The following is a 24,010-nucleotide window of genomic DNA, read 5'->3' as shown; positions in this document are numbered from 1 at the left end:
CTCAGAGTTGGAGATAAATCTCGTGGCAAATCGATTAAATAAACGTCCTCGAAAAACGCGAGGTTATCAAACACCGAATGAGTTATTTAAAGGCATACCGACTCGTTTACTTCGTTCATAACGGTGTTGCACTTATTATGTGAATGCAAGAAATTTTATTTTATAAACAGTGAACATTATATAAACAAAACAGTATTTGCTCATATAAAAGAACACATGGAATCCCATAAGGGATTAATGGTTTATTAATTAGTCACTTAAGAAAACCGTTCACTATCTCTATAATTAAACTTCATCATGAAGAATAAACCTTTAATCAAACCAAGACTAATAAACACTATTTCCTTTCAAGTCCGATTTTTGATGGATATAAAACGATTATAGGAATATCCAAGGGTCTATATTAGGGCCTCTCCCTTCACTGTTACAGTAAATTGACAGTGTATTTATTTTTAGAAGAGGCCACTCATATGGCTCAGTAAAACTGAGGCTATTATTATATTCATCAGATACAGGGCTCATCAAAATGCGGGAACATTTGCTTATTAACGCGCTGAGTATCATGACTTATTAAAAATATCTATTACACTTTTAATCATATTTTTCAGAAGAAACAACCAAAATATCAGAGTATAGAGGTTCCCTCTTTTCTACTCCCTTGATTACTGTATTATCATCGTATATTGCAGCTGATTCATGCTGGTAGACAGTTCTGCGTGGAACACCAAGTTCTGCTCTGAACTTATTTTCTGAAAGAATTTCATTCGAAAATCTACCTAATCCAACCGTTCTTGCTTCTTCAAGTAGAGCCGTAGAATCCACCAATGCTCCCGGTATAGGACAAGGACGTATACCAAGAGGATGTTCTCCATGTTCCCCGTTTAAGTTATGAAGAACATGGAGTAATTCATGAAATACCATGCAAGCATAACGCTGAGGCCGTGTTATTCCTGATTCATAAAGAGAATCAAGCTTAGTTAGGTTACAATAAAAGTTGGAACCGCTTCCCTTATGATTATGAGCATCGGATGCACGAAGCGGATCAACCGCGAATTTACTAGAATTGAGATGGATGATTAATTCTTCTGACTTACGGCGACATGTTGATTCAATACGGCCCAACAAATCTTTTCCGATATTAGTCAATTCGATAGCTTGGATTGCTTCTTCGAGGAGACGATAAACCAAACCATTGTTACCGATAAAAGAAAGCTGTTTATTGTTTCTAATCCACTGAACAGCAGATTTTTCAACCAGATCTTTAATATTCGCTTCTGCCGATGATGGAATGGGGATTGGTGGTAATTTGAGATTCCGAGATTTGGAGAGTTTCATTAGTACCTCACAATAATCATTGCTTTTGGGCACTAATTATCATAGGTGCCATTAAATATAGAAACAAGGCAATATTTCTCAACAAATGAATGATTTCCATCTGACATTTATTGGCAATAAAGAAACAAAAACCCAGCTAATCATAGCTGGGCCTCTAATAACATATTGAATAATAATACTCTTTAATACTTTAGCTTTACATCACGCTTTTTGCCTGCTGAACAATATCAATCAATGGCTGCGGCCAGACACCGAGTAGCAGAACCAGTAATGCTGTGAGTAGTACCACTATACCACCGGAGGTTAATGCCCAGTTTCTTGGTGTATCGCGGTTCAGTGCTTTTGGTGCTGGCAGGTATAAACTCACCATCACACGCAGGTAGAAATAAAGACCTATCGCACTGCCCAGTACCACCGCGCCGGTCAGCCACCACAGTCTGGCTTCAACACCTGTTGCGATAACATAGAATTTACCAATGAAACCAAATGTCAGCGGGATGCCTGCCAATGACAGCATCATGATTGTCATCACTGCTGACAGGATGGGTTTATGCCAGAACAAACCACGGTAGGAGAACAGTGATTCAGCATCAGGGCCTCTGTACGGGCTGGACATCAGGCTGACGACACCAAATGCGCCGATGCTGGCAAGCAGATAACCTGCCAGATAAATTCCCGCAGTTTCTTCTGCCAGTGTGTGATCTTTGATGGCGATTAATACCACCAGCAAATAGCCCAGATGGGCAATGGATGAGTAACCGAGCAACCGTTTGATATTGCTCTGTGTCAGTGCCAGCAGGTTACCAAACAGGATAGAAGCAATTGCAATCACCGTTAATACAATACGCAGGGTTTCACTGTCTGTTACCGGAGCCTGTACAAACAAACGCATTACCACAGCAAAGATTGCCACTTTACTCGCCGTTGCCAGAAAGGTCGATACCGGTGCCGGTGCGCCCTGATAAACATCTGGTGTCCAAAGCTGGAAAGGGAAGAGGGAGAGTTTGAAACCCAGCCCGACAATCATCATACCCAGCCCAGCCAGAACCAGCGGCTCATGCAGTTTGCTGTCGCTCAGGCTTCTGCCCAGTGCTGCGAAAGACAAATCACCCGATTCCGCATACAGCAGGGCGATACCGAACAGCAGGAACGAGGATGCTGCCGCAGACAACAGCATATATTTGATACTCGCTTCCAGTGAACGCTTCTGGCGGAATGCATAACCAATCAGGCCAAACAATGGCAGAGTGATTAACTCAATACCGATAAACAATGATGCCATGTGATTGGCCGCTGAAAGCAGAATTCCCCCCGCCGCTGCAATTAATACCAGCAGGTAAAATTCTTCTTTGTTATCGGGATAGTTTTCCAGCCATGAATAGGCAAATGTTGTCGTCGCAAGGCTCGCAACCAACACTAGCGCCGTATAGAACATCGCAAAGCGATCCACATGGATCAGCGGAGTGACATCCATCGGCTCCTGCTGCCCGACAAAATAGAGAGAAAACAGTGCCAGATTCAGGCCAATCACCGTCAGGGTGACGTTAGTAAAATGATCGCGTCGCCATGCAATGGACAGCATCACAACCACCACCGTCAATCCGACGATTAATAGCGGCAACAGTGCGATCAATTGTTCAGAAGTTATTGTCATGGCGAATTACGGCCTTGTAGTTAGAAGTGAAGCTGAATACCAATTCTGGATGTTACTCATTGCCGCAGCCGAAGTATCAAGGATCGGTTGTGGATAAACACCAAGAATAACCAGCAGGGCAACCAGCAGCAGTAAAATGGAAATTTCCCGCGCATCCATCCGTGGCAATGGTTCATCAGATTTTGCCGGGCCGTAGTAAGCCTTTTGCATCAGATACAGGGCATATACAGAGGCGAAAACCAGACCAAACACAGATACCGAGGTGATCAGGGTAAATTTACCGAAACTGCCGAACAGGATCATAAATTCACCCACAAAGTTACCCGTACCCGGCATACCCAATGTTGCTACAGCAAAGAACAGAGATATTGCTGGCAACAGTTGAATTCTTCCCCACAGGCCGCCCATCTGACGCAAATCGCGGGTGTGCAGGCGTTCATAGATCTGACCACACAGGATAAACAGACCCGCCGCAGACAAACCATGAGCAATCATCTGGATAACCGCTCCCTGATAAGCCAGTTGGCTGCCTGTATAGATGGCGATCAGAACGAAGCCCATATGAGAAACACTGGTATAGGCAATCAGACGTTTGATATCGGTCTGACTGAAAGCCATCCAAGCGCCATAAAAAATACCGATGACACCCAGCCACATCGCAATGGGGGCAAACTCCGCAGAAGCCTGTGGAAACAGAGGCAGACTGAAACGTAACAGGCCGTATGCCGCTGTTTTCAGCAGAATCCCCGCGAGGTCAACAGAACCCGCTGTGGGTGCCTGACTGTGAGCGTCCGGCAACCAGCCATGCAAAGGCACAACCGGCATTTTCACGGCAAAAGCGATGAAGAACCCCAGCATCAGAAGATACTGAACAGTATGTGAAATCGGGGTATCCAACAGTTTTTCATAGTTGAATGACCATTCGCCTGTTGCATCGTGATAGATGAAAGCCAGTGCCAGAATCGAAATCAGCATCACCAGACCACTGGCCTGGGTATAGATGAAGAATTTCGTCGCAGCCGTAATACGGGTCTTACCCTGTGAACCTCTGTGCCCCCAAAGTGCAATCAGGAAGTACATCGGAACCAGCATCACTTCCCAGAAGAAGAAGAACAGGAACAGGTCGATGGCAAGGAATACCCCCATCACGCCACCGAGGATCCACAGCAGGTTCAGATGGAAGAAACCCTGATAAGGCTGGTTCTCGTTCCACGAACAAAGTATTGCCATTAAACCCAACAGTGCGGTCAGGACTACCATCAACAATGACAGACCATCCAGAGCTAAATGAATGGAGATGCCAAAGCGCGGTATCCACGGCAGCAGGAATTCCGATTGCCACTGTGGAATGCCTTGTGGGTTGGTCAGCGTATAGCCTCCCTGCATCCAGAGGTACAGAGAAAGCAGCAGAGTCAGCCCCATCGCAAGAGACGCTATCCAACGCGGCACACGGGTGCCGAAGCGCTCAGCCTGCCAACACAGCAGGCCTCCGATGAAGGGCAGAAGAATTAGCCAAGGTAGTAGCATGGCGCAATGTGTCCCTTAATTAAATCAAAAGCAGCAGAGCTAAAACCAGCACTGCACCCAACCCCATAGAGGTAGCGTACCAACGAACCTGTCCGTTCTCACTCAAGCCAAGCCCCTTATTGCCCCAGCGTGACAATATGGCAGGGATATTCATCAATGAGTTCAGTGGATCATTGCGTAACAGTTGTGTAATACCTTTGAATGGTTTTACAAATACCCAGTCATACAGGGCATCGAAACCCCAGGCATGGAACCACCATGTCGAGAAGAAACGCCCCGGAGCACTGTTGGCGGTTGCATTGACCAGACTACGTTTGCCAAGGTACAGCGCGGCAGCCAGTAAAATGCCCAGAACAGCAACTACGCCGGAAATAATTTCCAGCATCATCTTGCCGTCATGCCCTTCCGCTCCATTACCCGGCAGGACGCCTGTCAGCGGTTGCTCAATCAATGCACCAATAAAGGTGGACAGCACCAGCAGCACTGACAATGGCAATGTGTGAGTAATGCCTTTAACTGAATGCGCTTGGGTATTTTCTTTTCCGTGGAACACAATGAAAATCATACGGAAAGTGTACAGTGAGGTCATCAATGCACCAATCAGACCGGCCAGCATCAGGTTCATATGACCATTTGCCAGCGCTCCCCACAGGATTTCATCTTTACTGTAGAAGCCCGCTGTCAGTAACGGCAGAGCTGACAATGCCGAACCACCCACCAGGAAACAGAGATAAACAAACGGAATCCGTTTGCTCAGCCCCCCCATTTTGAAGATATTCTGTTCATGATGACAGGCAAGGATCACCGAGCCGGAAGCAAGGAACAGCAGCGCTTTGAAGAAAGCATGGGTCATCAGATGGAAAATAGCCGCATCCCACGCCTGTACGCCCAACGCCAGAAACATGTAACCAATCTGGCTCGTGGTGGAATAGGCTAATACGCGTTTGATGTCAGTCTGTACCAGTGCCGCAAAACCAGCCAGCAGCAGAGTAACTGCGCCAATAATACCTACCAGATGCAGAATATCAGGTGCCAGCAGGAACAGAACATGGCTGCGGGCAATCAGATAGACACCGGCTGTCACCATTGTTGCGGCGTGGATCAGGGCAGAAACCGGTGTCGGGCCTGCCATCGCATCCGCCAGCCATGTCTGTAATGGCAATTGTGCAGATTTACCTACTGCACCACCCAGAATCATCAGGGTTGCCCATGTGATTGCTGTGGAACCTGCTTCAATATGCTGTGGTGCGAGTACCGCCAGTTCGCGGAAGCTCAGCGTACCAAGCTGGTCATAGAGGATAAACATGCCGATGGCAAGGAATACGTCACCCACACGGGTTACGATAAAGGCTTTCATTGCCGCCGCACCATTGGCAGGGGTTTGGTAGTAAAAGCCGATCAGAAGGTAACTGCACAGCCCTACCCCTTCCCAACCCAGATACATCAGCAGCATGTTATCTGCCAGAACCAGAACTACCATACTGGCGATAAACAGGTTTGTATAAGCAAAGAAACGGGAATAGCCTTCTTCACCACGCATATACCATGAAGCATAAATGTGGATCAGGAAACCAACGCCTGTCACGACACTCAGCATGGTTAATGACAGACCATCCAGTACCAGATTGACCGGAATACTGAAGCTGTCTGCGCTCATCCAGTTCCATAATGTCTGGCTATAGACAAATCCGCCAGCATCATTGTGAGCGTGAAAGCTCATTCCGACCCAGAGCGTGACCAACGCTGCCAACCCGACAGAACCAATTCCGATGGTCGCCGACAGATTTTCAGACCAGCGGCCACGGGAGAATGCCAGCAGCAAGAAACCCAGCAGTGGCAACAGAATTGTTAAATAGAGTAAGTTCATCCGCGCATCTCACTGACTATATCAATATTCAGGTTCTGGCGACGACGGTACAGCTGTAGTAACAGAGCCAGACCGATACTCGCCTCGGCGGCTGCCAGTGTAATAGCCAGAATGTACATCACCTGACCATCAGGCTGGAGCCAATAACTACCGGCAACAATAAATGCCAGCGCTGAAGCATTGATCATGATTTCCAACCCGATCAGCATAAATAGCAGATTACGACGGATAATCAGGCAAGTGAAACCCAATGCAAACAGGATAGCCGCCAGAATCAGACCATGTTCTAAAGGTATCATTGTTGGTCCTCCACACGATTGCTGAGTACTTCACCCTGACGACTTTCACGACCAACGTGGTAAGCCACTACAAGCCCTGCCAGTAATAGCAGGGATGCCAGCTCTACTGCCAGTACGTAAGGCCCGAACAGGCTGATGCCCACTTCTTTGGCACTGACCACTTCGCCACTGATTACCGCCTCAGGCAGACTGCTAATAGCAAAGATCAGAACAACCAGCAAAATAGCCGAAAGAATTGTCGGCCCAATCCAGACTCTTGGCTTCAGCCATTGTCTTTCCTGATCAACAACAGATTTGCCGAGGTTCAGCATCATCACCACAAAGACGAACAACACCATGATCGCCCCGGCATAGACGATGATCTCCAGTGCACCGGCAAAATAAGCCCCCAGTGAGAAGAAGACAACTGAAAGCGCCAGCAGGGAGATAATCAGGTACAGCAACGCATGAACAGGATTAGTGTGCGTTATTACCCTGAGTGTTGCGAGAATGGCAACCAGCCCTGCGATATAAAATGCAAATTCCATGAATATCGCTCCTTATGGCAACAGGCTTTTAACGTCGATAGGTTTGGCTTCATTGTCGGCTTCACCTTTATCCTTGCCATCAATCGCCATACCGCTCTTACGGTAAAAATTATAATCAGGGTATTTACCCGGCCCGGAAATCAGCAGATCTTCTTTCTCATACACCAGATCCTGACGTTTGAATTCACCCAGTTCGAAATCCGGTGTCAACTGGATTGCCGTTGTCGGACAGGCTTCTTCACACAATCCGCAGAAAATGCAGCGTGAGAAATTGATACGGAAAAACTCCGGATACCAACGACCATCCTTATGTTCAGCTTTTTGCAGAGAAATACATCCCACCGGACACACGGCTGCACACAGGTTACAGGCGACACAACGCTCTTCACCGTCAGGATCACGCGTCAGAACGATGCGCCCACGGTAACGGGGTGGCAAATAAACCGGTTCTTCCGGATACATTTTTGTTTCGCGTTTATGGAAGGCGTGAAGCCCTATCATCCAAATACTGCGTACCTGGGTGGCGAAACCAACCAATAACTCTTTTAATGTCATGGTTCAATCACCCCTTTATTGAGCGTTGTATAAAATCACTGCGGCGGTTGCCAGCAGATTGAGTAACGTTAACGGCAGGCAAATTTTCCAGCCGAATGACATCACCTGGTCATAACGAGGACGTGGCAATGAAGCACGGATCAGGATGAACATCATCATGAAAAATGCTGTTTTCAGTGCAAACCAGACAAATGAAGGCAGGAAAGGCCCATGCCAGCCACCAAAGAAGAGTGTGACCATTAAAGCAGATACCGTCACAATGCCGATATATTCACCGACAAAGAACATACCGAACTTCATACCGGAATATTCAATATGATAGCCATCTGCCAGCTCCTGCTCTGCTTCCGGCTGGTCAAAGGGGTGACGGTGACACACCGCAACACCCGCAATGGCGAACGTCAGGAAGCCGAAGAACTGCGGGATAATATTCCACAGGTGCTGCTGAGAGTTGACAATATCCACCATATTGAAAGAGCCAGCCTGTGCGACAACGCCCATCATGGACAGACCAATGAAAACTTCATAGCTCAGGGTCTGAGCTGATGCGCGCATTGCCCCTAACAGCGAGTATTTGTTATTACTCGACCATCCGGCAAATAACACCGCATAAACAGCCAGACCCGCCATCATCATGAAAAACAGGATACCGATGTTCAGGTCTGCCGCCATCCATGTCGGACTGACTGGTACAATGGCAAAAGCCAGTAACAGGGAACAGAAACCAACGATAGGCGCCAGAGTGAAAATCATGCGGTCTGAGAAACGTGGCGCCCAGTCTTCTTTGAAGAACATCTTGATCATGTCAGCAGCAAGCTGTAACGACCCGCCCCACCCTACACGGTTCGGCCCGTAACGATTCTGAAACAGCCCGAGAAGACGCCGTTCCGCGAAACTCATGAATGCCCCGCAGACAACAACAACCAGCAGAATGACAACCGCTTTAAGGACAGTAATCAGAATTTCAGTCAATTCGGGAGTAAGCCAGTTCATTATGCAACCTCCCGTAAGTTATTGACTGAGCGACCAGCCAGAACCGGCGGAATACCCGGCATTCCTAATGGCAGGCCAATCTGACCCTGAACAAGATTATTGCTTAAACGTACCGCTAAACGTAGTCTCTGCCCCTCACAATCAAATTCCATCATGGAACCTTCTTTCACGTTAAGATGTTCAGCATCCTGACGGTTCATCATGACATACGGCTCAGGCATACGTTCCTGAATAACATCAGCGCGCTGGGATAGCTCCTCACTACCAAACAAGTGGAAATAAGGTGCGATGTGCCATTCATTTTTCTGCGCACTAAAGGCAGCCGGAATGCTGTCAAAGTAATTCAGCCCGCCATCCACTGTCTCAATCAGACGTACACCGGGGTCACCGAAACGCAGTTTGCCACCCACTTCTGCCTGAAATTTGTTCCATGCCTGTGGTGAGTTCCAGCCCGGTGCCCATGCAAACGGGATTTGCTGGCGGTCAGCAAATGGACTGTTGTTCCCTTCCATTGAGAAGGCGAATGCCGTATCGATATCCTGTGGCTGCCGTTGTTCATGGACACTGACATTGGCAAGCATGGCGGTACGGCCACTGTAGCGATGCGGTGAACGAGCCAGTTTCTGACCACGGATACGGAATGTGGCATCCGGCGCTGCATTGACGATGCCGTTGAACTGCGGCATTTCTTTGACACAAGCCTCAATCACATGGTCAAGCTGAGTCCAGTCGGTCTGACGCTGTGTATAAGTGGTATACAGAGAGTGCATCCAGCGCCAGCTTTCCAGCATGACAACGGATTTGTCATAGAATGCAGGCTCATACACTTGGAAGTATCGCTGAGCACGGCCTTCCTGATTGACCAGTGTGCCATCGCTTTCTGCAAAACTGGACGCTGAGAGGATAAGATGAGCTTTATCCATGATGGCGGTATGTTGATGATCAACAACAATCAGGTTTTTCAGGCTATCCAGTGCGCTGTCAATTTTATCGGCCGGAGCATGGCGGTAGAGATCATTTTCCATCACGATAGCCGTGTCTGAATCGCCTTTCGCAATACGCTGTAAAGCAACATCCAGTGATTGTGCCTCCATCATCGCCAAACCAAGGCTGTTCGCATAGGCGGCGACATAGGAAAGACCGACATTCGCACCACTGTCTTTCAGTGCCCATGCTATATTTGCAGCGGCTTGAATCAAAGTGTCACTGCCTGCGTTGCTGCCACTGATAATCAATGGTTTTTTCGCTCCGCGCAGCGCCTGAGCAACAATTTCTACTTTTGCTTTCAATTCATCCGGCAGGTCACTGACAGCAGGTGCGATATTATTCAGGGCATGTGCCACGGCAAAACCAAAACGCGCCTGATCATTAACCGGTGCGCGGTAATTCCATGCTGCGATATCATCCAGCTGGGTATTATCAACGCTGGTCAGAAACAGAGGATATTTGGCATGCTGACCGATGTTCATCACTGCCGCAATCTGCCAGTCGGCCACTTTTTGGGCTGCTGCCATTTCACGGGCTTTGCCCTTCACCGCCTGACGCACCGATAATGCCATGCGGGCGCCTGTTTGCGTTAAATCTTCACCCAGCACTAATACTGCGTCATAATCTTCGATTTCCCGCAGAGATGGTGTATAAACCCCGCCCTGCTGCAAAATTTCCAGCATCATGTCGAGACGGTGCTGCTCTTCTGCTGAGATGCCACTGTAGAAATTTGCTGCGCCAACTAACTCACGCAGTGCAAAGTTACTTTCAATACTGGCACGCGGTGAACCGATGCCGATCGCATTTTTCGCCTGACGCAGAATATCTGCCCCGCCCTGCATCACCTGTTCGGCATTCAGTGAGATCCACTGATCACCACGAAGCTGTCGTGGCTGACGAGGACGGTCATCACGGTTGACATAGCCATAACCAAAGCGACCACGGTCACACATGAAATAGTGGTTAACTGTACCGTTATAACGGTTCTCAATCCGGCGTAATTCTCCGTAACGTTCTCCCGGGCTGGTGTTACAACCGATACTGCATTGCTGGCAGATACTCGGTGCAAACTGCATATCCCATTTACGGTTATAACGCTCTGAGTGAGTCTTATCGGTAAACACCCCTGTCGGGCAGATTTCAACCAAGTTACCGGAAAATTCACTTTCCAGCGTGCCATCTTCAGGGCGGCCAAAATAGATATTATCGTGCGCACCATAAACGCCTAAGTCCGTTCCGTCCGCATAATCTTTGTAGTAGCGAACACAGCGGTAACAGGCGATACAACGGTTCATTTCATGCGCAATAAACGGCCCCAGTTCCTGATTTTTGTGTGTACGTTTGGTAAAACGGTACTTACGGAATGAGTGCCCCGTCATCACCGTCATATCCTGTAAGTGGCAGTTACCACCTTCTTCACAGACAGGACAGTCATGCGGGTGGTTAGTCATCAACCATTCCACCACACTTGCACGGAACTGTTTTGCCTCTTCATCATTAATGGAGATATACGTACCATCTGAGGCGGGCGTCATACAGGACATTACCAGACGACCACGTGTATCTTCCGCGTTCTGATATTGCTTAACCGCACACTGGCGGCAAGCGCCAACGCTTCCCAGCGCCGGATGCCAGCAAAAATAAGGTATATCAAGCCCCAGTGAAAGGCAGGCTTGCAACAGGTTATCAGCCCCGTTTACATCATAATCTTTGCCGTCTACATGTATCGTAGCCATAGTCAGCATGCTTCCCAATGGCCTGCCATAGCAGGCGTTAATCAAAAATTCCGATACTCGTTGTCTTTCAAGTTATCTCATTGTTGGCTGCGCTCAGGGGATTGCGTTCCCTTGCCGCCGCGATACAACCCGAAATCCATTGAGTATGTTTTTTTGTCTGCTCTACCAACGTTGCTTGAGCAGGTTTGGCTGAATACCCGCAATCAAATTGGTATTCCCGTAATCTTTGGTGACGATCCCCGCCTCAAACTCTTCGCGGAAGTATTTGATTGCACTTTGCAAAGGTTCTACGGCACCGGGGGCATGAGCACAGAAAGTTTTACCGGGGCCGAGGAAACGGCAGAGCTGTTCCAGTGTCTCGATATCACCGGGCTGGCCTTTTCCCTCTTCAATGGCACGGAGAATTTTGACACTCCAGGGCAGACCATCACGGCATGGCGTACACCAGCCACAGGATTCACGTGCGAAAAATTCTTCAAGATTACGGGTCAGGGAAACCATGTTAATTTCATGGTCAACCGCCATTGCAAGCGCCGTACCTAAACGACTGCCCGCTTTGGCGATATGTTCAAAATCCATCGGCAGATCAAGATGGTCTTCAGTCAGGAAGTCAGTTCCTGCCCCCCCCGGCTGCCAGGCTTTAAATTTCAGCCCGTCACGCATGCCGCCGGCGTAATCTTCGAGAATTTCGCGGGCTGTGGTACCAAACGGCAACTCCCATAATCCCGGGTTTCTGACCCGGCCGGAGAAACCCATCAGTTTGGTGCCTGCATCTTTACTTTTGCCTTCACTTAAACCGATGTACCACTCTTTACCATGTTCAAGAATAGCCGGAACATTACACAGGGTTTCTACGTTATTGACGCAGGTCGGTTTTCCCCAGACACCGGCTGTTGCCGGGAATGGCGGCTTGGAACGGGGATTGGCTCGGCGCCCTTCAAGGGAGTTAATCAGTGCGGTTTCTTCACCGCAGATATAACGTCCCGCGCCGGTATGCACAAACAGTTCAAAATCAAAACCACTGCCCAGAATATTTTTACCGAGCAACCCTGCTGCTTTCGCTTCTTCAATTGCTTTACGCAGATGAATGGCGGCTTCAACATATTCACCGCGCAGGAAGATATAGCCACGGTATGCTTTCAGCGCGAAAGCGCTTATCAGCATTCCCTCCACCAGCAAATGAGGCAATTGCTCCATCAGCAAACGGTCTTTATAAGTCCCCGGCTCCATTTCATCGGCATTACACAGCAGATAGCGAATGTTCATGCTTTCATCTTTCGGCATCAGGCTCCACTTTAACCCCGTGGAAAAGCCTGCACCGCCACGCCCTTTCAGGCCAGCATCTTTCACCAGTGTGGTAATTTCATCAGGAGCCATGCCCTTCAGTGCTCTTTCAGCTCCCTTGTAACCATTTTTGCTACGGTATTCATCCAGCCAGACCGGTTGTTGATCATCGCGCAACCGCCATGTCAGGGGATGAGTTTCCGCTGCGCGGATAATTTCTTTCACTCCTGAATGCGTTGTCATTGATACTGCTCCAGCAATTTTTCAATTTCTTCGGGTTTCACATAACTATGGGTGTCATCATCAATCATCATAGTCGGCCCTTTGTCACAATTACCCAGACAGCAGGTCGGCAGTAGTGTGAAACGACCATCTGTCGTAGTTTGCCCCGGCCGAATATGCAGGTGCTTTTCAATTGCGGCCTGAATTCCCTGATAGCCCGTAATGTGACAAACAACACTGTCACAGTAACGAATAATGTGGCGGCCTACCGGCTGACGGTAAATCTGGCTGTAAAATGTCGCCACCCCTTCCACATCACTGGCGGGAATGCCTAATACTTCTGCAATGGCGCCAATTGCACCATCCGGCACCCAACCACGCTGCTTCTGCACAATTTTCAGTGCTTCGATTGACGCCGCCCGTGGATCTTCGTAGTGGTGTTTTTCCTGCTCGATAGCATCACGTTCCCCGGCACTCAGTACAAATTCATCCGATGTCTGAGTGTCTGTTACGTTGACCACATCAAGGCGTGCCTGCTTGTTTGTGTTAAATTCACTTTGCATCGTTAGCGATCCACATCAGACATAACAAAATCGATACTACCCAGATAAACGATCAGGTCAGAAACCAGACTGCCGCGGATCACCGAAGGGATCTGTTGTAAATGAGCAAAACTCGGTGTGCGGATACGGGTACGGTAACTCATGGTGCTGCCATCACTGGTCAGATAGTAGCTGTTGATACCCTTAGTCGCTTCAATCATCTGGAATGATTCATTGGCTGGCATGACCGGCCCCCATGACACTTGCAGGAAGTGGTTAATCATGGTTTCGATATGTTGCAGGGTGCGCTCTCTCGGCGGAGGCGTGGTCAGTGGATGATCAGCCTTGAACGGACCTTCAGGCATGTGTTTGAGACACTGTTCAAGGATGCGCATACTCTGGCGGATCTCTTCCACTTTCAGCATCACACGGTCATAACAATCGCCGTTGTAACCAACCGGTACTTCAAAATCGAAGTTTTCATAACCGGAATAAGGACGCCATTTCCGTACATCAAACTCAACGCCTGTTGCACGCAGACCTGCGCCTGTCACTCCCCAGTCCAGAGCCTGTTTAGCGTTATAAGACGCGACACCGACAGAACGCGCTTTCAGGACGCTGTTCTTCAGTGCGGCCTTGACGTAGGAATTCAAACGTTTCGGCAGCCAGTTCAGTAATTCGCGCAGCAGTTTATCCCAGCCACGCGGCAGGTCATGAGCAACACCACCAATACGGAACCAAGCCGGATGCATTCGGAATCCGGTGATGGCTTCAACAACATCGTAAACTTTCTGGCGGTCGGTAAAGGCAAAGAACACTGGAGTCATCGCACCGACATCCTGAATGAAGGTACTGATATAAAGCAGATGGCTGTTGATACGGAACAGTTCAGACAGCATGACACGGATAGCTTTCACACGTTCAGGCACTTCAATACCCGCCAGTTTTTCAACGGCAAGTACATAAGGCATTTCGTTAACACATCCCCCCAGATATTCAATCCGGTCGGTATAAGGGATATAGCTGTGCCATGACTGACGCTCACCCATTTTTTCCGCGCCACGGTGGTGATAGCCGATATCAGGTACACAATCAACGATCTCTTCACCATCAAGCTGGAGAATAATGCGGAATGCACCGTGAGCTGACGGGTGATTTGGCCCGAGGTTAAGGAACATGAAATCTTCATTTTCCGTCCCCCGTTTCATGCCCCACTCTTCTGGCTTGAAAGTCAGGGCTTCCATTTCCAGATCTTCTTTCTGTTTGGTCAACATGAAAGGGTCAAATTCCGTGGCGCGTGCTGAATATTCTTTACGCAGCGGATGACCTTCCCAGGTTGGTGGCATCAGGATACGACGTAAATTCGGATGCCCCTTAAAGGTAATGCCGAACATTTCCCACGTTTCACGTTCATACCAATTGGCATTCGGGAAAATGGACGTGATAGTCGGGATATTGAGATCTTTTTCATCAAGTGCAACTTTTAACATAATGTCGCGGTTACGCTCGATAGAAAGCAGGTGATAAAACACCGAAAAATCCGCCGCAGGCAAACCTTCGCGGTGAGAACGCTGACGCTCATCAACACCATGCAAATCAAACAGCATGACATAAGGTTTGGGTAACTTTCTCAGGAACGTGATTACTTCCGTTAACCGCTCCCGTTTGATCCAGACAACCGGCATACCAGTGCGGGTAGGCTGAACAGTAAACGCATCAGGGCCAAATTGGCGATTAAGCTCACTTAAGACCGGATCATCAATATGGTCACGGGTTTCCCAAGCAGGCCGTACGCTTTCTTGCGCTATCTGATCTGTCATCATTCTTCACCATAACGCTTGATCAGGGTTTAATGTGATCGCAACACACTATTTAATTAGTTACTGATTAATTAGTTACGGAGTTACGACATTGCTCTGGTTATTTTTAATGGCTAACAGCCAAAAAATAGAGGCTAACAGCCTTAAATCTCATCTGGGGTACGCAGATTTGTCACTGCGATGCGTTCACCACGCTTCCGTTCTCTTTCTGATTGCATATTTGCACGGTAAACCCCCTGATCACCAACGACCCATGACAATGGGCGGCGCTCTTTGCCAATAGACTCCTGCAATAGCAGCAGAGCCTGCATATAAGCTTCAGGACGCGGTGGACAACCCGGAATGTAGACATCGACAGGAATAAACTTATCAACGCCCTGCACGACAGAATAAATATCGTACATCCCTCCTGAATTTGCACAGGCTCCCATCGAAATGACCCATTTGGGTTCCAGCATCTGGTCATATAACCGCTGGATAACCGGAGCCATCTTGACAAAGCATGTACCTGAAATAACCATAAAATCAGCCTGACGGGGAGATGCCCGCAGTACTTCAGCACCGAAGCGTGCAACGTCATGAACCGCGGTAAAAGAAGTCACCATTTCTACATAACAACAGGAAAGGCCGAAGTTATAAGGCCACAGGGAGTTCTTTCTTCCCCAGTTCACCATGTCATGCAGAGCATGTTCCAATTTACCCATATAGACACTACGGTGGACGTGCTGCTCCAGAGGATCGCTGACAAGCTCCTGCTTTTGCAGGGGGTAACGGTCATTCTCACCGTTCGGATCTATGCGGGTGAGCGTATAATCCATCTTTATGCCTCGCTATTACTGCATGTGACTGTTGTTGGTATTAACATTGTTGGTATTAACATTTGTGGTACTGACGTTAGCACTATGAACATCAGCACTGGGATGGCTAACCTGACGCCTTGAACGCACGGGTGTCCAATTCAGCGCCCCGATACGAGCCAGATAAACCAGACCTGCTAATAAGACCAAAATGAAAATACTTGCTTCAGCAAAGCCCAGCCAGCCACTCTCTTTGATAGAGACTGACCACGCGTATAAGTAAAGGGCTTCAACGTCGAAAATGACAAAAAACATGGCAACCAGATAAAATTTTGCCGACAGGCGCAGACGGGCACTGCCGACAGAATCAATACCCGATTCATAAGGGACGTGTTTTGCTCTGGCTTTCGCTCGGCCCCCAAGAAAGTACGCTCCCAGTAACATGAGTGCGCACAACCCAAGGGCACCTAGCAGGAAAATCGCAAATGCCCAGTGATGGGCCAAAACTCCAGTAGATGTAGACATACTCGTTGCTTACTCATCAAAAGTGGTGTCAAGGTGTCTGCTCTTTTAATCGGCAGTATTGCACCACATCGATTCATGGGAAGGGATAACAACCAAATCTGAAACACTGCTAATCAATTTCGTTGATAGCATGGAACACTTTGGTTTTTATTCCTCTCAACAATTTTGTCAGTTATGACAAATATGCTTACCTATTTATTTTACAAAACACGAACCTTTACTTAACAGATCGTGCTTGTGTACAGCTAAAACGTGTCAGTAGAACAAAAAACTGCCAACGCGTTATGACTAGTCTAACCGATAACTCGACTTTACTACACTATTATCTCAGGAAAAACCTGTCTTTCCAGTGTGCAAGGGGGGGTATTTTTATGATCAAGTGCACAGTTTCATTGAAAAACATTCAACATTAGAATAAATTTTATTCAACTATTAATAATCTGTTTCTAAAAGAAACGATTTGAGTTTAATAAGGCAACTATTTCTGAAAATAGATTTATTTTATCCGTTTAAAAAATGAAAGTTGTTAACAAATAAACATTATATTAACTAAAATTAGAGAGGATAATAAAATTAATAAGTGATATTTCTGACAATAAATATCACTTATTAGAATGGAAAAATGGAAAGGTTATTAATATATATTTAGAAAAAGGCTAATATTTCCACAAATAAAATGGAAATATTAGCCTATAAAACACACGTAAATATTACTCGTTTATATTTTCGATTGAGGATTCATCAATAGATTCAATAGAGTCATCAGATACATCAATATCATCTGTTTCATCTGATTCAATGGATGTCACTGTATAAGGTGTTTTCTTATTTTCTATAGCATCAAAAACTGTCAGAACAGATTCATTTTGTTCATTACTGTTCCGATACAAGAAGAACTGTATTTCTGGCAAACGCGGCAGGCCTTCACTCTCACCAAGAATTCTTAAGTCAGCATTCTGCATTTCCAAAGGGCGGGCAGTAATACCAACCTCTGCATTGACAGCAGAACGAACAGCGGATAAAGATGCAGCCTCATAGGCAATACGCCACGGAATGTTACTCATATCAAGAGTATCAAGAGCGATTTGACGGAAAGTATTTGTTTCGTCCATCACAACCAGAGGCACAGGTTCATTCACCTGTAACTGGAAGTCAGGCGCACAGTGCCACAAGACCGGCGAAGAACGAAGTACAGTACTAGGGTGATGATTAATTTTTGCTGTGGTTAATGCTAAATCAATTTCATGGTTATCCAGCATACTTTCAATAAATTGACTGCGTTTAATACGCACATCAACAGCAATACGCGGATAGACAGAAGCAATGCGGTTTAGCAGGAAAGGAAGAAGTGTATCGACTGTGTCATCAGACGCCCCTATCCTGAGTTCACCGTCTGCATCATTGTATGTCAATGATGCGGTAGCATCGTCATTAGCGCGCAGGATCTGGCGTGCATAACCAAGAAGTTGAAGCCCGTGCTCGGTAAGGAGTTTATTACGTCCGTGGCGAGCGAATAATTCTCTCCCAACTAAATGCTCCAGACGTTGCATTTGCTGACTAACAGCCGACTGCGTTCTACAAACTGCTGCTGCTGCTGCTGCAAAAGTATTTAAGTCAGCAACGGCAACGAAAGTCCTTAGCAGATCGAGATCGAGGTTTATTATCTGACGATTTGCATTTATCATTGTTTATTCATCACTTTTTTTTGATTTTAATTACTAACTAACCTGGTGTTTTTACTTCAGCAGTATCAAATAAAATAATACCGATTCTGACATTACTCTACTCTATAAAAGAGGGCAAAGGTTTACTGCATTTTTTTACTACTTATATCATCATGGGTTTTATTTTCTCCTTTCTTAACAAAATTTATGCAATCACTGAATTAATGAGCAGATAAAAACCTATTTACCTTACATAACCATCAATTTCCAGTACAAATAGTCTTTTTCTGACTTGCTTCAAAGAATAACATAACTTCAATTCGTAAAACTTAACTGCAGCAAACAATATTAGTATTTTTAATGAATTAATACTTTTATTGAAAAGTCATAAAAATGTTACGGGTAAAAATTCAAAAAGATTCTGGAAGTATCCAAGATAAAAACCTTAATTAATTTTATGTCGGCAACGATAAATTATAAGAATACATTATACAAATTATCTTACTTTTATTGACAATTCAGCTTGCATTTATGGTTTAAGTTAAAAAAATCAGCATGATTGCTTCGCTTTTTCCATCCCCATACTAAAAACACCCAATTATACAGAATTAAACTCCGACATACTAAAAACAATCGGAACTATAACCCAGTTAACCACATGTTTTTAGATAGCAGACTTATGCATTAGACATTAAAACAACCGTTTTAACCAAAGATATCATGGGCTCTTCAAAAGATTGAAAGAGAGGAGTACATTGAACATTACATTTTTTGTAAGCCGGATAAGATCCACTTTTGCCAAGAAAAAGGTTAAGGCACCCTATGTTTTCCATTAATAAATCCAGCAAATTAGATAATGTCTGCTACGACATTCGAGGTAACGCCCTTAAAGAAGCCAAACGGCTTGAAGAGGAAGGGAATAAGGTACTGAAATTAAACATTGGTAATCCGGCACCCTTTGGTTTCGAAGCGCCTGATGAGATTTTAGTTGATGTTATCCGTAATCTGCCAACAGCCCAGGGCTATTCTGATTCGAAAGGCCTGTACTCGGCGCGTAAAGCTATTATGCAGCATTATCAGGCGCGGAATATGCTGGATGTCACCGTTGAGGATATTTTTATCGGTAACGGTGTTTCTGAACTTATTGTTCAGTCTATGCAGGCTTTGCTCAATACGGGTGATGAAATGCTGGTTCCGGCTCCTGACTACCCGCTATGGACTGCGGCCGTTTCTCTTTCCAGCGGTAAAACGGTCCATTATTTATGTGATGAACAACAAGGCTGGTTCCCTGATTTAGATGATATCCGCCGTAAAATCACCCCACGCACCCGTGGTATTGTCATCATTAACCCGAATAACCCGACTGGCGCGGTATATAGTAAAGAACTCCTGCTGGAAATCGTGGAAATTGCCCGCCAACATAACCTGATTATTTTTGCTGACGAGATTTACGACAAGATCCTGTACGATGAAGCCCAACATCATTCCATCGCCGCGCTGGCGCCCGATCTTTTTACCGTCACCTTTAATGGTCTGTCAAAAACCTATCGCGTTGCCGGTTTCCGTCAGGGATGGATGGTACTGAACGGCCCGAAAACACAGGCAAAAGGCTATATCGAAGGGCTGGAAATGCTGGCATCTATGCGCCTTTGTGCTAATGTCCCGATGCAGCACGCAATTCAGACCGCGCTCGGTGGTTATCAAAGTATCAGTGAATTCATATTGCCGGGCGGCCGCCTCTATGAGCAGCGCAACCATGCATGGGAATTAATTAATCAGATCCCCGGGGTTTCCTGTGTTAAACCAATGGGTGCTCTCTATATGTTCCCTAAAATTGATACAAAACGTTTCAATATTTATGATGACCAGAAAATGGTTTTGGATCTTTTGCTACAGGAAAAAGTCTTATTAGTTCAGGGAACAGCGTTTAACTGGCCCGAACCGGATCACTTCCGTATTGTCACATTACCACATACCGCAGATCTGCAAATGGCCATTGAAAAATTTGCCCGTTTCCTTGGCGATTACCGACAAAAATAATATAAAAATAAATCAATTATATATTTGATACCTTCAGGATGCAGCCAGTAAAGCTGCAACTTGAAGGCCGATGGGTTTACTTCCTCTGAACCAACGCCCACAATCATAATCACCCTGTTTCATTACAAGAGAAGATTATGAGCCATTTTTTCGCCCAGTTATCCCGCCTTAAATTGATTAATCGCTGGCCACTTATGCGTAACGTACGCACAGAAAACGTTTCAGAACATAGTTTACAGGTTGCTTTTGTTGCGCATGCACTGGCAATAATAAAAAACCGTAAATTTAGTGGAAATATAAACCCGGAACGAATTGCAATATTAGCAATGTATCATGATGCCAGTGAGGTTATTACCGGGGATTTACCAACTCCAATAAAATACTATAACCCTCAAATTGCTCATGAATACAAAAAAATAGAAAAAGTCGCCCAAAATAAATTATTAAATATGTTACCTGCTGAATTACAAAATGATTTCCGTTCTATTTTAGATGATCAATATCATACTGAGGAAGAAACTAATATTATTAAACAAGCTGATGCTTTATGCGCTTATTTAAAATGTCTGGAAGAATTATCCGCTGGTAATTCTGAATTCAATCAGGCTAAAATCAGGTTAGAAAAAACATTAGAAAAACGTCACAGCCAGGAAATGGATTATTTCATAACCGTATTTGTTCCAAGTTTTAGCCTCTCCCTTGATGAAATTAGTCTATAAAAACAACCGTAACTGCAAAAAAATCGGGCAGCTTTACATTTTTATCAAGCTGCCCGATATATATTCTATCTACTTCAAAATGTACCACAGCAGCTATTCAGAAAGGAAAAAGAATAGGAACAATTGCCACACTAATAACCAATACAATTAATGTAAAAGGCACTCCCAATTTCAGGAAATCAGCAAAACGATACCCACCCGGCCCTAATATCAGGGTATTAACCGGCGAAGAAACTGGTGTCATAAATGCGGCTGAAGCGGCTACTCCGATAATCATCGCAAAAGGCAGTGGGGATACCGACATCTGTTTTGCCGCTGCAATGGCAATCGGTGCCATTAATACAGCAGTTGCTGTATTAGAAATAAATAATCCGATAACTGCGCAAAGAATAAATAAACAGACCAGCATGGCTCGCGGCCCCATATTACCGGCAATGTCCATTAATCCGCTGACAATCAGATCAATTCCACCGGTTTTTTGCAGCGCCAATGCAAATGGCATCATACCGACAATCAGAATAATACTTGGCCAGTGAATAGCACGATACGCACTCTCCATATCAATGCAGCGAAATTTCCCCATCAGCAAACAGGCAATCAAAGCGGCAATAAAATTCGGAATTTCATTGGTCAGCATCATTGCTACCATTAAAGCCAGACAAAACAGGGCATGGGGTGCCTGAGATGCAGCCGGTGCAGCGCTCTCTACTTCAACTGGCAAATTCAGCATAATAAAATCGGGCGCTTTGGTTTTCAGTTCACGCACCAACTTCCAGTCACCGATAACCAGCAAAGTATCGCCCAACAACAAAGGCTCATCAAACAATTTGCCAACCAGAGCCTTACCACTACGCCGAATCCCGACCACATTTAAACCGTAACGGGTACGGAACTTCATACTACGCAGTGATTGCCCCAATAAATCTGATTCAGGAATCAGGGATATTTCTGCCATTCCGACTTCCCTTGATTGATCAGAGAAGTATTCCCCGCGCAATATCATGGGTTCTAACTGCTGCTCACTACAGAATTGCCGTAAATCGATATCACTGTCAGACATATCCACCAGCAAAACATCCTGTTCGCGTAGTTCTGTCTCGCCGGTTGCAGCAACCATAACACGCCGGAATTTTCGCCAGCGTTCAATGCCAATCACGTTCGCCCCGTAACGTGCACGTAACCCTAATTCATCCAGAGTGTGTCCTACCAATGGCGAATACTGTCGGATGGTAAGACGTCGGGCACGCCCTGATAATTTATAGTCACGGATAAGATCACGAAATGAACGATGATAGCGTTCATCAGGTTTTGGCGGCGTTTTACTCCCCAGCCAACGGCGAGCGAGCAGCATATAGATAATACCTGCCAGTAAAACCAGAATCCCGATAGGCGTAATCGAGAAAAAACCAAAACTTTGCAGGCCTTCACGTACCAGTTCGCTATTTACCACCATATTCGGAGGTGTTGCAACCAGCGTCATCATGCCACTGATAAGCCCGGCAAACCCTAATGGCATCATTAATCGCCCTGATGAAGTCTGCATTCTGGCCGCCACACTTAAAACAACCGGAATAAAAATGGCCACAACACCGGTGGAACTCATGAAAGCCCCCAACCCAGCAACCGACAGCATCAGTAAAGCCAACATTTTAGTTTCACTATTACCGGCTACCCGCACCAGCCAGTCTCCCATCTGGTAGGCGACCCCTGTCCTCACCAGCCCCTCGCCAATGACAAACAGCGCTGCAATCAATAAAACGTTAGGATCACTGAAACCGACAGTGGCTTCATTTAAGGAGAGCGTACCACTCAGGACAAAAGCAATAATAACGAGTAAAGCCACGACATCCATTCTGACTTTATTGGTCGTGAAAAGAACAATGGCTACCAATAACAGGGTCAATACCCACAACAATTCGCTATTCAATACGGCCTCTATCAGAAAACCAGCCTGCTAACAGGCAGGCCGGGTATTATCAACAAAAACCTATACCAATAGGTATGAGTGACGGTAATTAAACCTGTTTTATCAGAATAAGTCTTAGGCTCAGATCAACAAAATATCAACAAACTTACTGATTCATCTGATAAATAGTTACATAGCCGCCAGATTTGACAATTTCGATATCTTCCAGATTTGTGACAGTCATATGGGTTTCATCACGACGCGGAATGCCCGGCTCATCATGAACAACCACCACCTGACAGCCCGCATCTAACCCGGCATGAATTCCGGCGACAGCATCTTCAAAAACCACACATTCTTCCGGCAATAACCCTAATTTTTGTGCCCCAAGCAAATAAGGCTCAGGATTTGGTTTACCGTTTTTGACTGATTCAGCCGTTATCCAATGGGCAGGCTCTGGTAACTCAGCCACTTTGTGACGGGCGGAGGCAAGCGGAATAGTTCCTGATGTCACGATTGCCCACGGGATCTCCAGCGCATTCAGTTTATCAATCAGAGCGATAGCACCGGGTAAGGCAGTGATACCCTCTGTATCCTCCGTTTCGAGCTTTTCAATCCACTTAAAAGTATCAACAATTTCTTCTTCTGTGGCATCAGGCATAAAATGGCGTATTGATAGTATCGCCGGAGTACCGTGTACATAGGCCAACACTTCATCACGATCAATACCCAGTTTATCAGCAAACTTAATCCATGCCCGTTCAACCGCAGGCAACGAGTCAATCAGCGTACCATCCAAATCAAATAAAAAACCTCTACATTTCAGCTCCAAAGCCAACTCCTTTAAATGCAGTTATGTGTTAATCATCAGGTATAGTTCGACAATAATATTCAGACAATATTAAGCAAAAGAAAAGAGCCTAAATATAAATAGACATGAGCAAGGTAGTGTAAAAGTTTTTAAATAGGGAGTTGATTATCAACCAATAAGCACAAAAACCGCCAGAACGA

At 46.1% G+C, this 24,010-nt stretch carries 19 protein-coding genes and 1 pseudogene; 3 read left to right on the top strand and 17 right to left on the bottom strand.

Annotation, left to right across the window (positions count from 1 at the left end; genetic code table 11):
- Window positions 1-121: pseudogene (locus tag Xinn_RS10560) on the top strand (IS30 family transposase); the annotation flags it as partial.
- Between the two features lie 470 nt (window positions 122-591).
- On the opposite strand, the gene Xinn_RS10555 reads toward Xinn_RS10560, so the two are convergent.
- From Xinn_RS10555 to hexA, 15 genes are all read right to left on the bottom strand, one after another.
- A complete protein-coding gene (locus Xinn_RS10555; protein ID WP_086956187.1) occupies window positions 592-1,335 on the bottom strand; it encodes a M91 family zinc metallopeptidase in 744 nt (247 codons plus the stop codon).
- Between the two features lie 196 nt (window positions 1,336-1,531).
- Window positions 1,532-2,989 carry an NADH-quinone oxidoreductase subunit NuoN gene (gene nuoN, locus Xinn_RS10550; RefSeq protein WP_086956186.1) on the bottom strand — a complete coding sequence of 486 codons (1,458 nt, stop codon included), beginning with the start codon at window positions 2,987-2,989 and terminating at the stop codon, window positions 1,532-1,534.
- 6 nt (window positions 2,990-2,995) lie between these two features.
- Complete coding sequence (gene nuoM, locus Xinn_RS10545) at window positions 2,996-4,516, bottom strand: NADH-quinone oxidoreductase subunit M (protein ID WP_086956185.1); 1,521 nt, start codon at window positions 4,514-4,516, stop codon at window positions 2,996-2,998.
- Between the two features lie 19 nt (window positions 4,517-4,535).
- Complete coding sequence (gene nuoL, locus Xinn_RS10540; RefSeq protein WP_086956184.1) at window positions 4,536-6,383, bottom strand: NADH-quinone oxidoreductase subunit L; 1,848 nt, start codon at window positions 6,381-6,383, stop codon at window positions 4,536-4,538.
- Complete coding sequence (gene nuoK / locus Xinn_RS10535; RefSeq protein ID WP_086956183.1) at window positions 6,380-6,682, bottom strand: NADH-quinone oxidoreductase subunit NuoK; 303 nt, start codon at window positions 6,680-6,682, stop codon at window positions 6,380-6,382. Before nuoK ends, nuoL begins: the two co-directional genes overlap by 4 nt.
- Window positions 6,679-7,209, bottom strand: a complete 531-nt coding sequence (gene nuoJ / locus Xinn_RS10530) for an NADH-quinone oxidoreductase subunit J (RefSeq protein WP_086956182.1) — start codon at window positions 7,207-7,209, stop codon at window positions 6,679-6,681. Before nuoJ ends, nuoK begins: the two co-directional genes overlap by 4 nt.
- A gap of 12 nt (window positions 7,210-7,221) precedes the next feature.
- Window positions 7,222-7,764, bottom strand: a complete 543-nt coding sequence (nuoI, locus tag Xinn_RS10525) for an NADH-quinone oxidoreductase subunit NuoI (RefSeq protein ID WP_086956181.1) — start codon at window positions 7,762-7,764, stop codon at window positions 7,222-7,224.
- A gap of 15 nt (window positions 7,765-7,779) precedes the next feature.
- Window positions 7,780-8,757, bottom strand: coding sequence for an NADH-quinone oxidoreductase subunit NuoH (gene nuoH, locus Xinn_RS10520; protein WP_086956180.1), 978 nt, complete (start codon window positions 8,755-8,757; stop codon window positions 7,780-7,782).
- Window positions 8,757-11,480 carry an NADH-quinone oxidoreductase subunit NuoG gene (nuoG, locus tag Xinn_RS10515; protein WP_086956624.1) on the bottom strand — a complete coding sequence of 908 codons (2,724 nt, stop codon included), beginning with the start codon at window positions 11,478-11,480 and terminating at the stop codon, window positions 8,757-8,759. Before nuoG ends, nuoH begins: the two co-directional genes overlap by 1 nt.
- Before the next feature lie 162 nt (window positions 11,481-11,642).
- Window positions 11,643-13,007: an NADH-quinone oxidoreductase subunit NuoF gene (gene nuoF, locus Xinn_RS10510; RefSeq protein WP_086956179.1), complete on the bottom strand. Its 1,365-nt coding sequence runs from the start codon at window positions 13,005-13,007 to the stop codon at window positions 11,643-11,645.
- On the bottom strand, window positions 13,004-13,549 hold the full coding sequence (gene nuoE / locus Xinn_RS10505; RefSeq protein WP_169923563.1) for an NADH-quinone oxidoreductase subunit NuoE: 546 nt from the start codon (window positions 13,547-13,549) through the stop codon (window positions 13,004-13,006). Before nuoE ends, nuoF begins: the two co-directional genes overlap by 4 nt.
- A gap of 2 nt (window positions 13,550-13,551) precedes the next feature.
- Window positions 13,552-15,351, bottom strand: a complete 1,800-nt coding sequence (nuoC, locus tag Xinn_RS10500) for an NADH-quinone oxidoreductase subunit C/D (RefSeq protein ID WP_186435673.1) — start codon at window positions 15,349-15,351, stop codon at window positions 13,552-13,554.
- Between the two features lie 140 nt (window positions 15,352-15,491).
- Window positions 15,492-16,166 carry a NuoB/complex I 20 kDa subunit family protein gene (locus tag Xinn_RS10495; RefSeq protein ID WP_047682317.1) on the bottom strand — a complete coding sequence of 225 codons (675 nt, stop codon included), beginning with the start codon at window positions 16,164-16,166 and terminating at the stop codon, window positions 15,492-15,494.
- 15 nt (window positions 16,167-16,181) lie between these two features.
- Window positions 16,182-16,670, bottom strand: coding sequence for an NADH-quinone oxidoreductase subunit A (locus Xinn_RS10490; RefSeq protein WP_086956177.1), 489 nt, complete (start codon window positions 16,668-16,670; stop codon window positions 16,182-16,184).
- A 710-nt stretch (window positions 16,671-17,380) separates the two neighbouring features.
- Complete coding sequence (gene hexA, locus Xinn_RS10485) at window positions 17,381-18,355, bottom strand: transcriptional regulator HexA (protein ID WP_086956176.1); 975 nt, start codon at window positions 18,353-18,355, stop codon at window positions 17,381-17,383.
- An 801-nt stretch (window positions 18,356-19,156) separates the two neighbouring features.
- Between hexA and Xinn_RS10480 the strand changes: the two genes are divergently transcribed.
- Both Xinn_RS10480 and yfbR read left to right on the top strand, forming a co-directional pair.
- Window positions 19,157-20,374, top strand: a complete 1,218-nt coding sequence (locus Xinn_RS10480) for a pyridoxal phosphate-dependent aminotransferase (RefSeq protein ID WP_086956175.1) — start codon at window positions 19,157-19,159, stop codon at window positions 20,372-20,374.
- Window positions 20,375-20,511: 137 nt separating this feature from the next.
- A complete protein-coding gene (gene yfbR / locus Xinn_RS10475) occupies window positions 20,512-21,093 on the top strand; it encodes a 5'-deoxynucleotidase (RefSeq protein ID WP_086956174.1) in 582 nt (193 codons plus the stop codon).
- A gap of 97 nt (window positions 21,094-21,190) precedes the next feature.
- Here yfbR and Xinn_RS10470 read toward each other — a convergent pair whose 3' ends face one another.
- Window positions 21,191-23,020, bottom strand: coding sequence for an SLC13 family permease (locus Xinn_RS10470; RefSeq protein ID WP_086956173.1), 1,830 nt, complete (start codon window positions 23,018-23,020; stop codon window positions 21,191-21,193).
- Window positions 23,021-23,165: 145 nt separating this feature from the next.
- A complete protein-coding gene (locus Xinn_RS10465; protein WP_086956172.1) occupies window positions 23,166-23,831 on the bottom strand; it encodes a sugar phosphatase in 666 nt (221 codons plus the stop codon).
- Window positions 23,832-24,010: the final 179 nt, after the last annotated feature.

Origin of the sequence: Xenorhabdus innexi, assembly GCF_002632485.1 — a bacterium.
Classification (GTDB): Bacteria; Pseudomonadota; Gammaproteobacteria; order Enterobacterales; family Enterobacteriaceae; genus Xenorhabdus; species Xenorhabdus innexi.
Note: the sequence above shows the minus strand (reverse complement) of the source record. Positions and strands in the feature narration are given on the sequence as shown.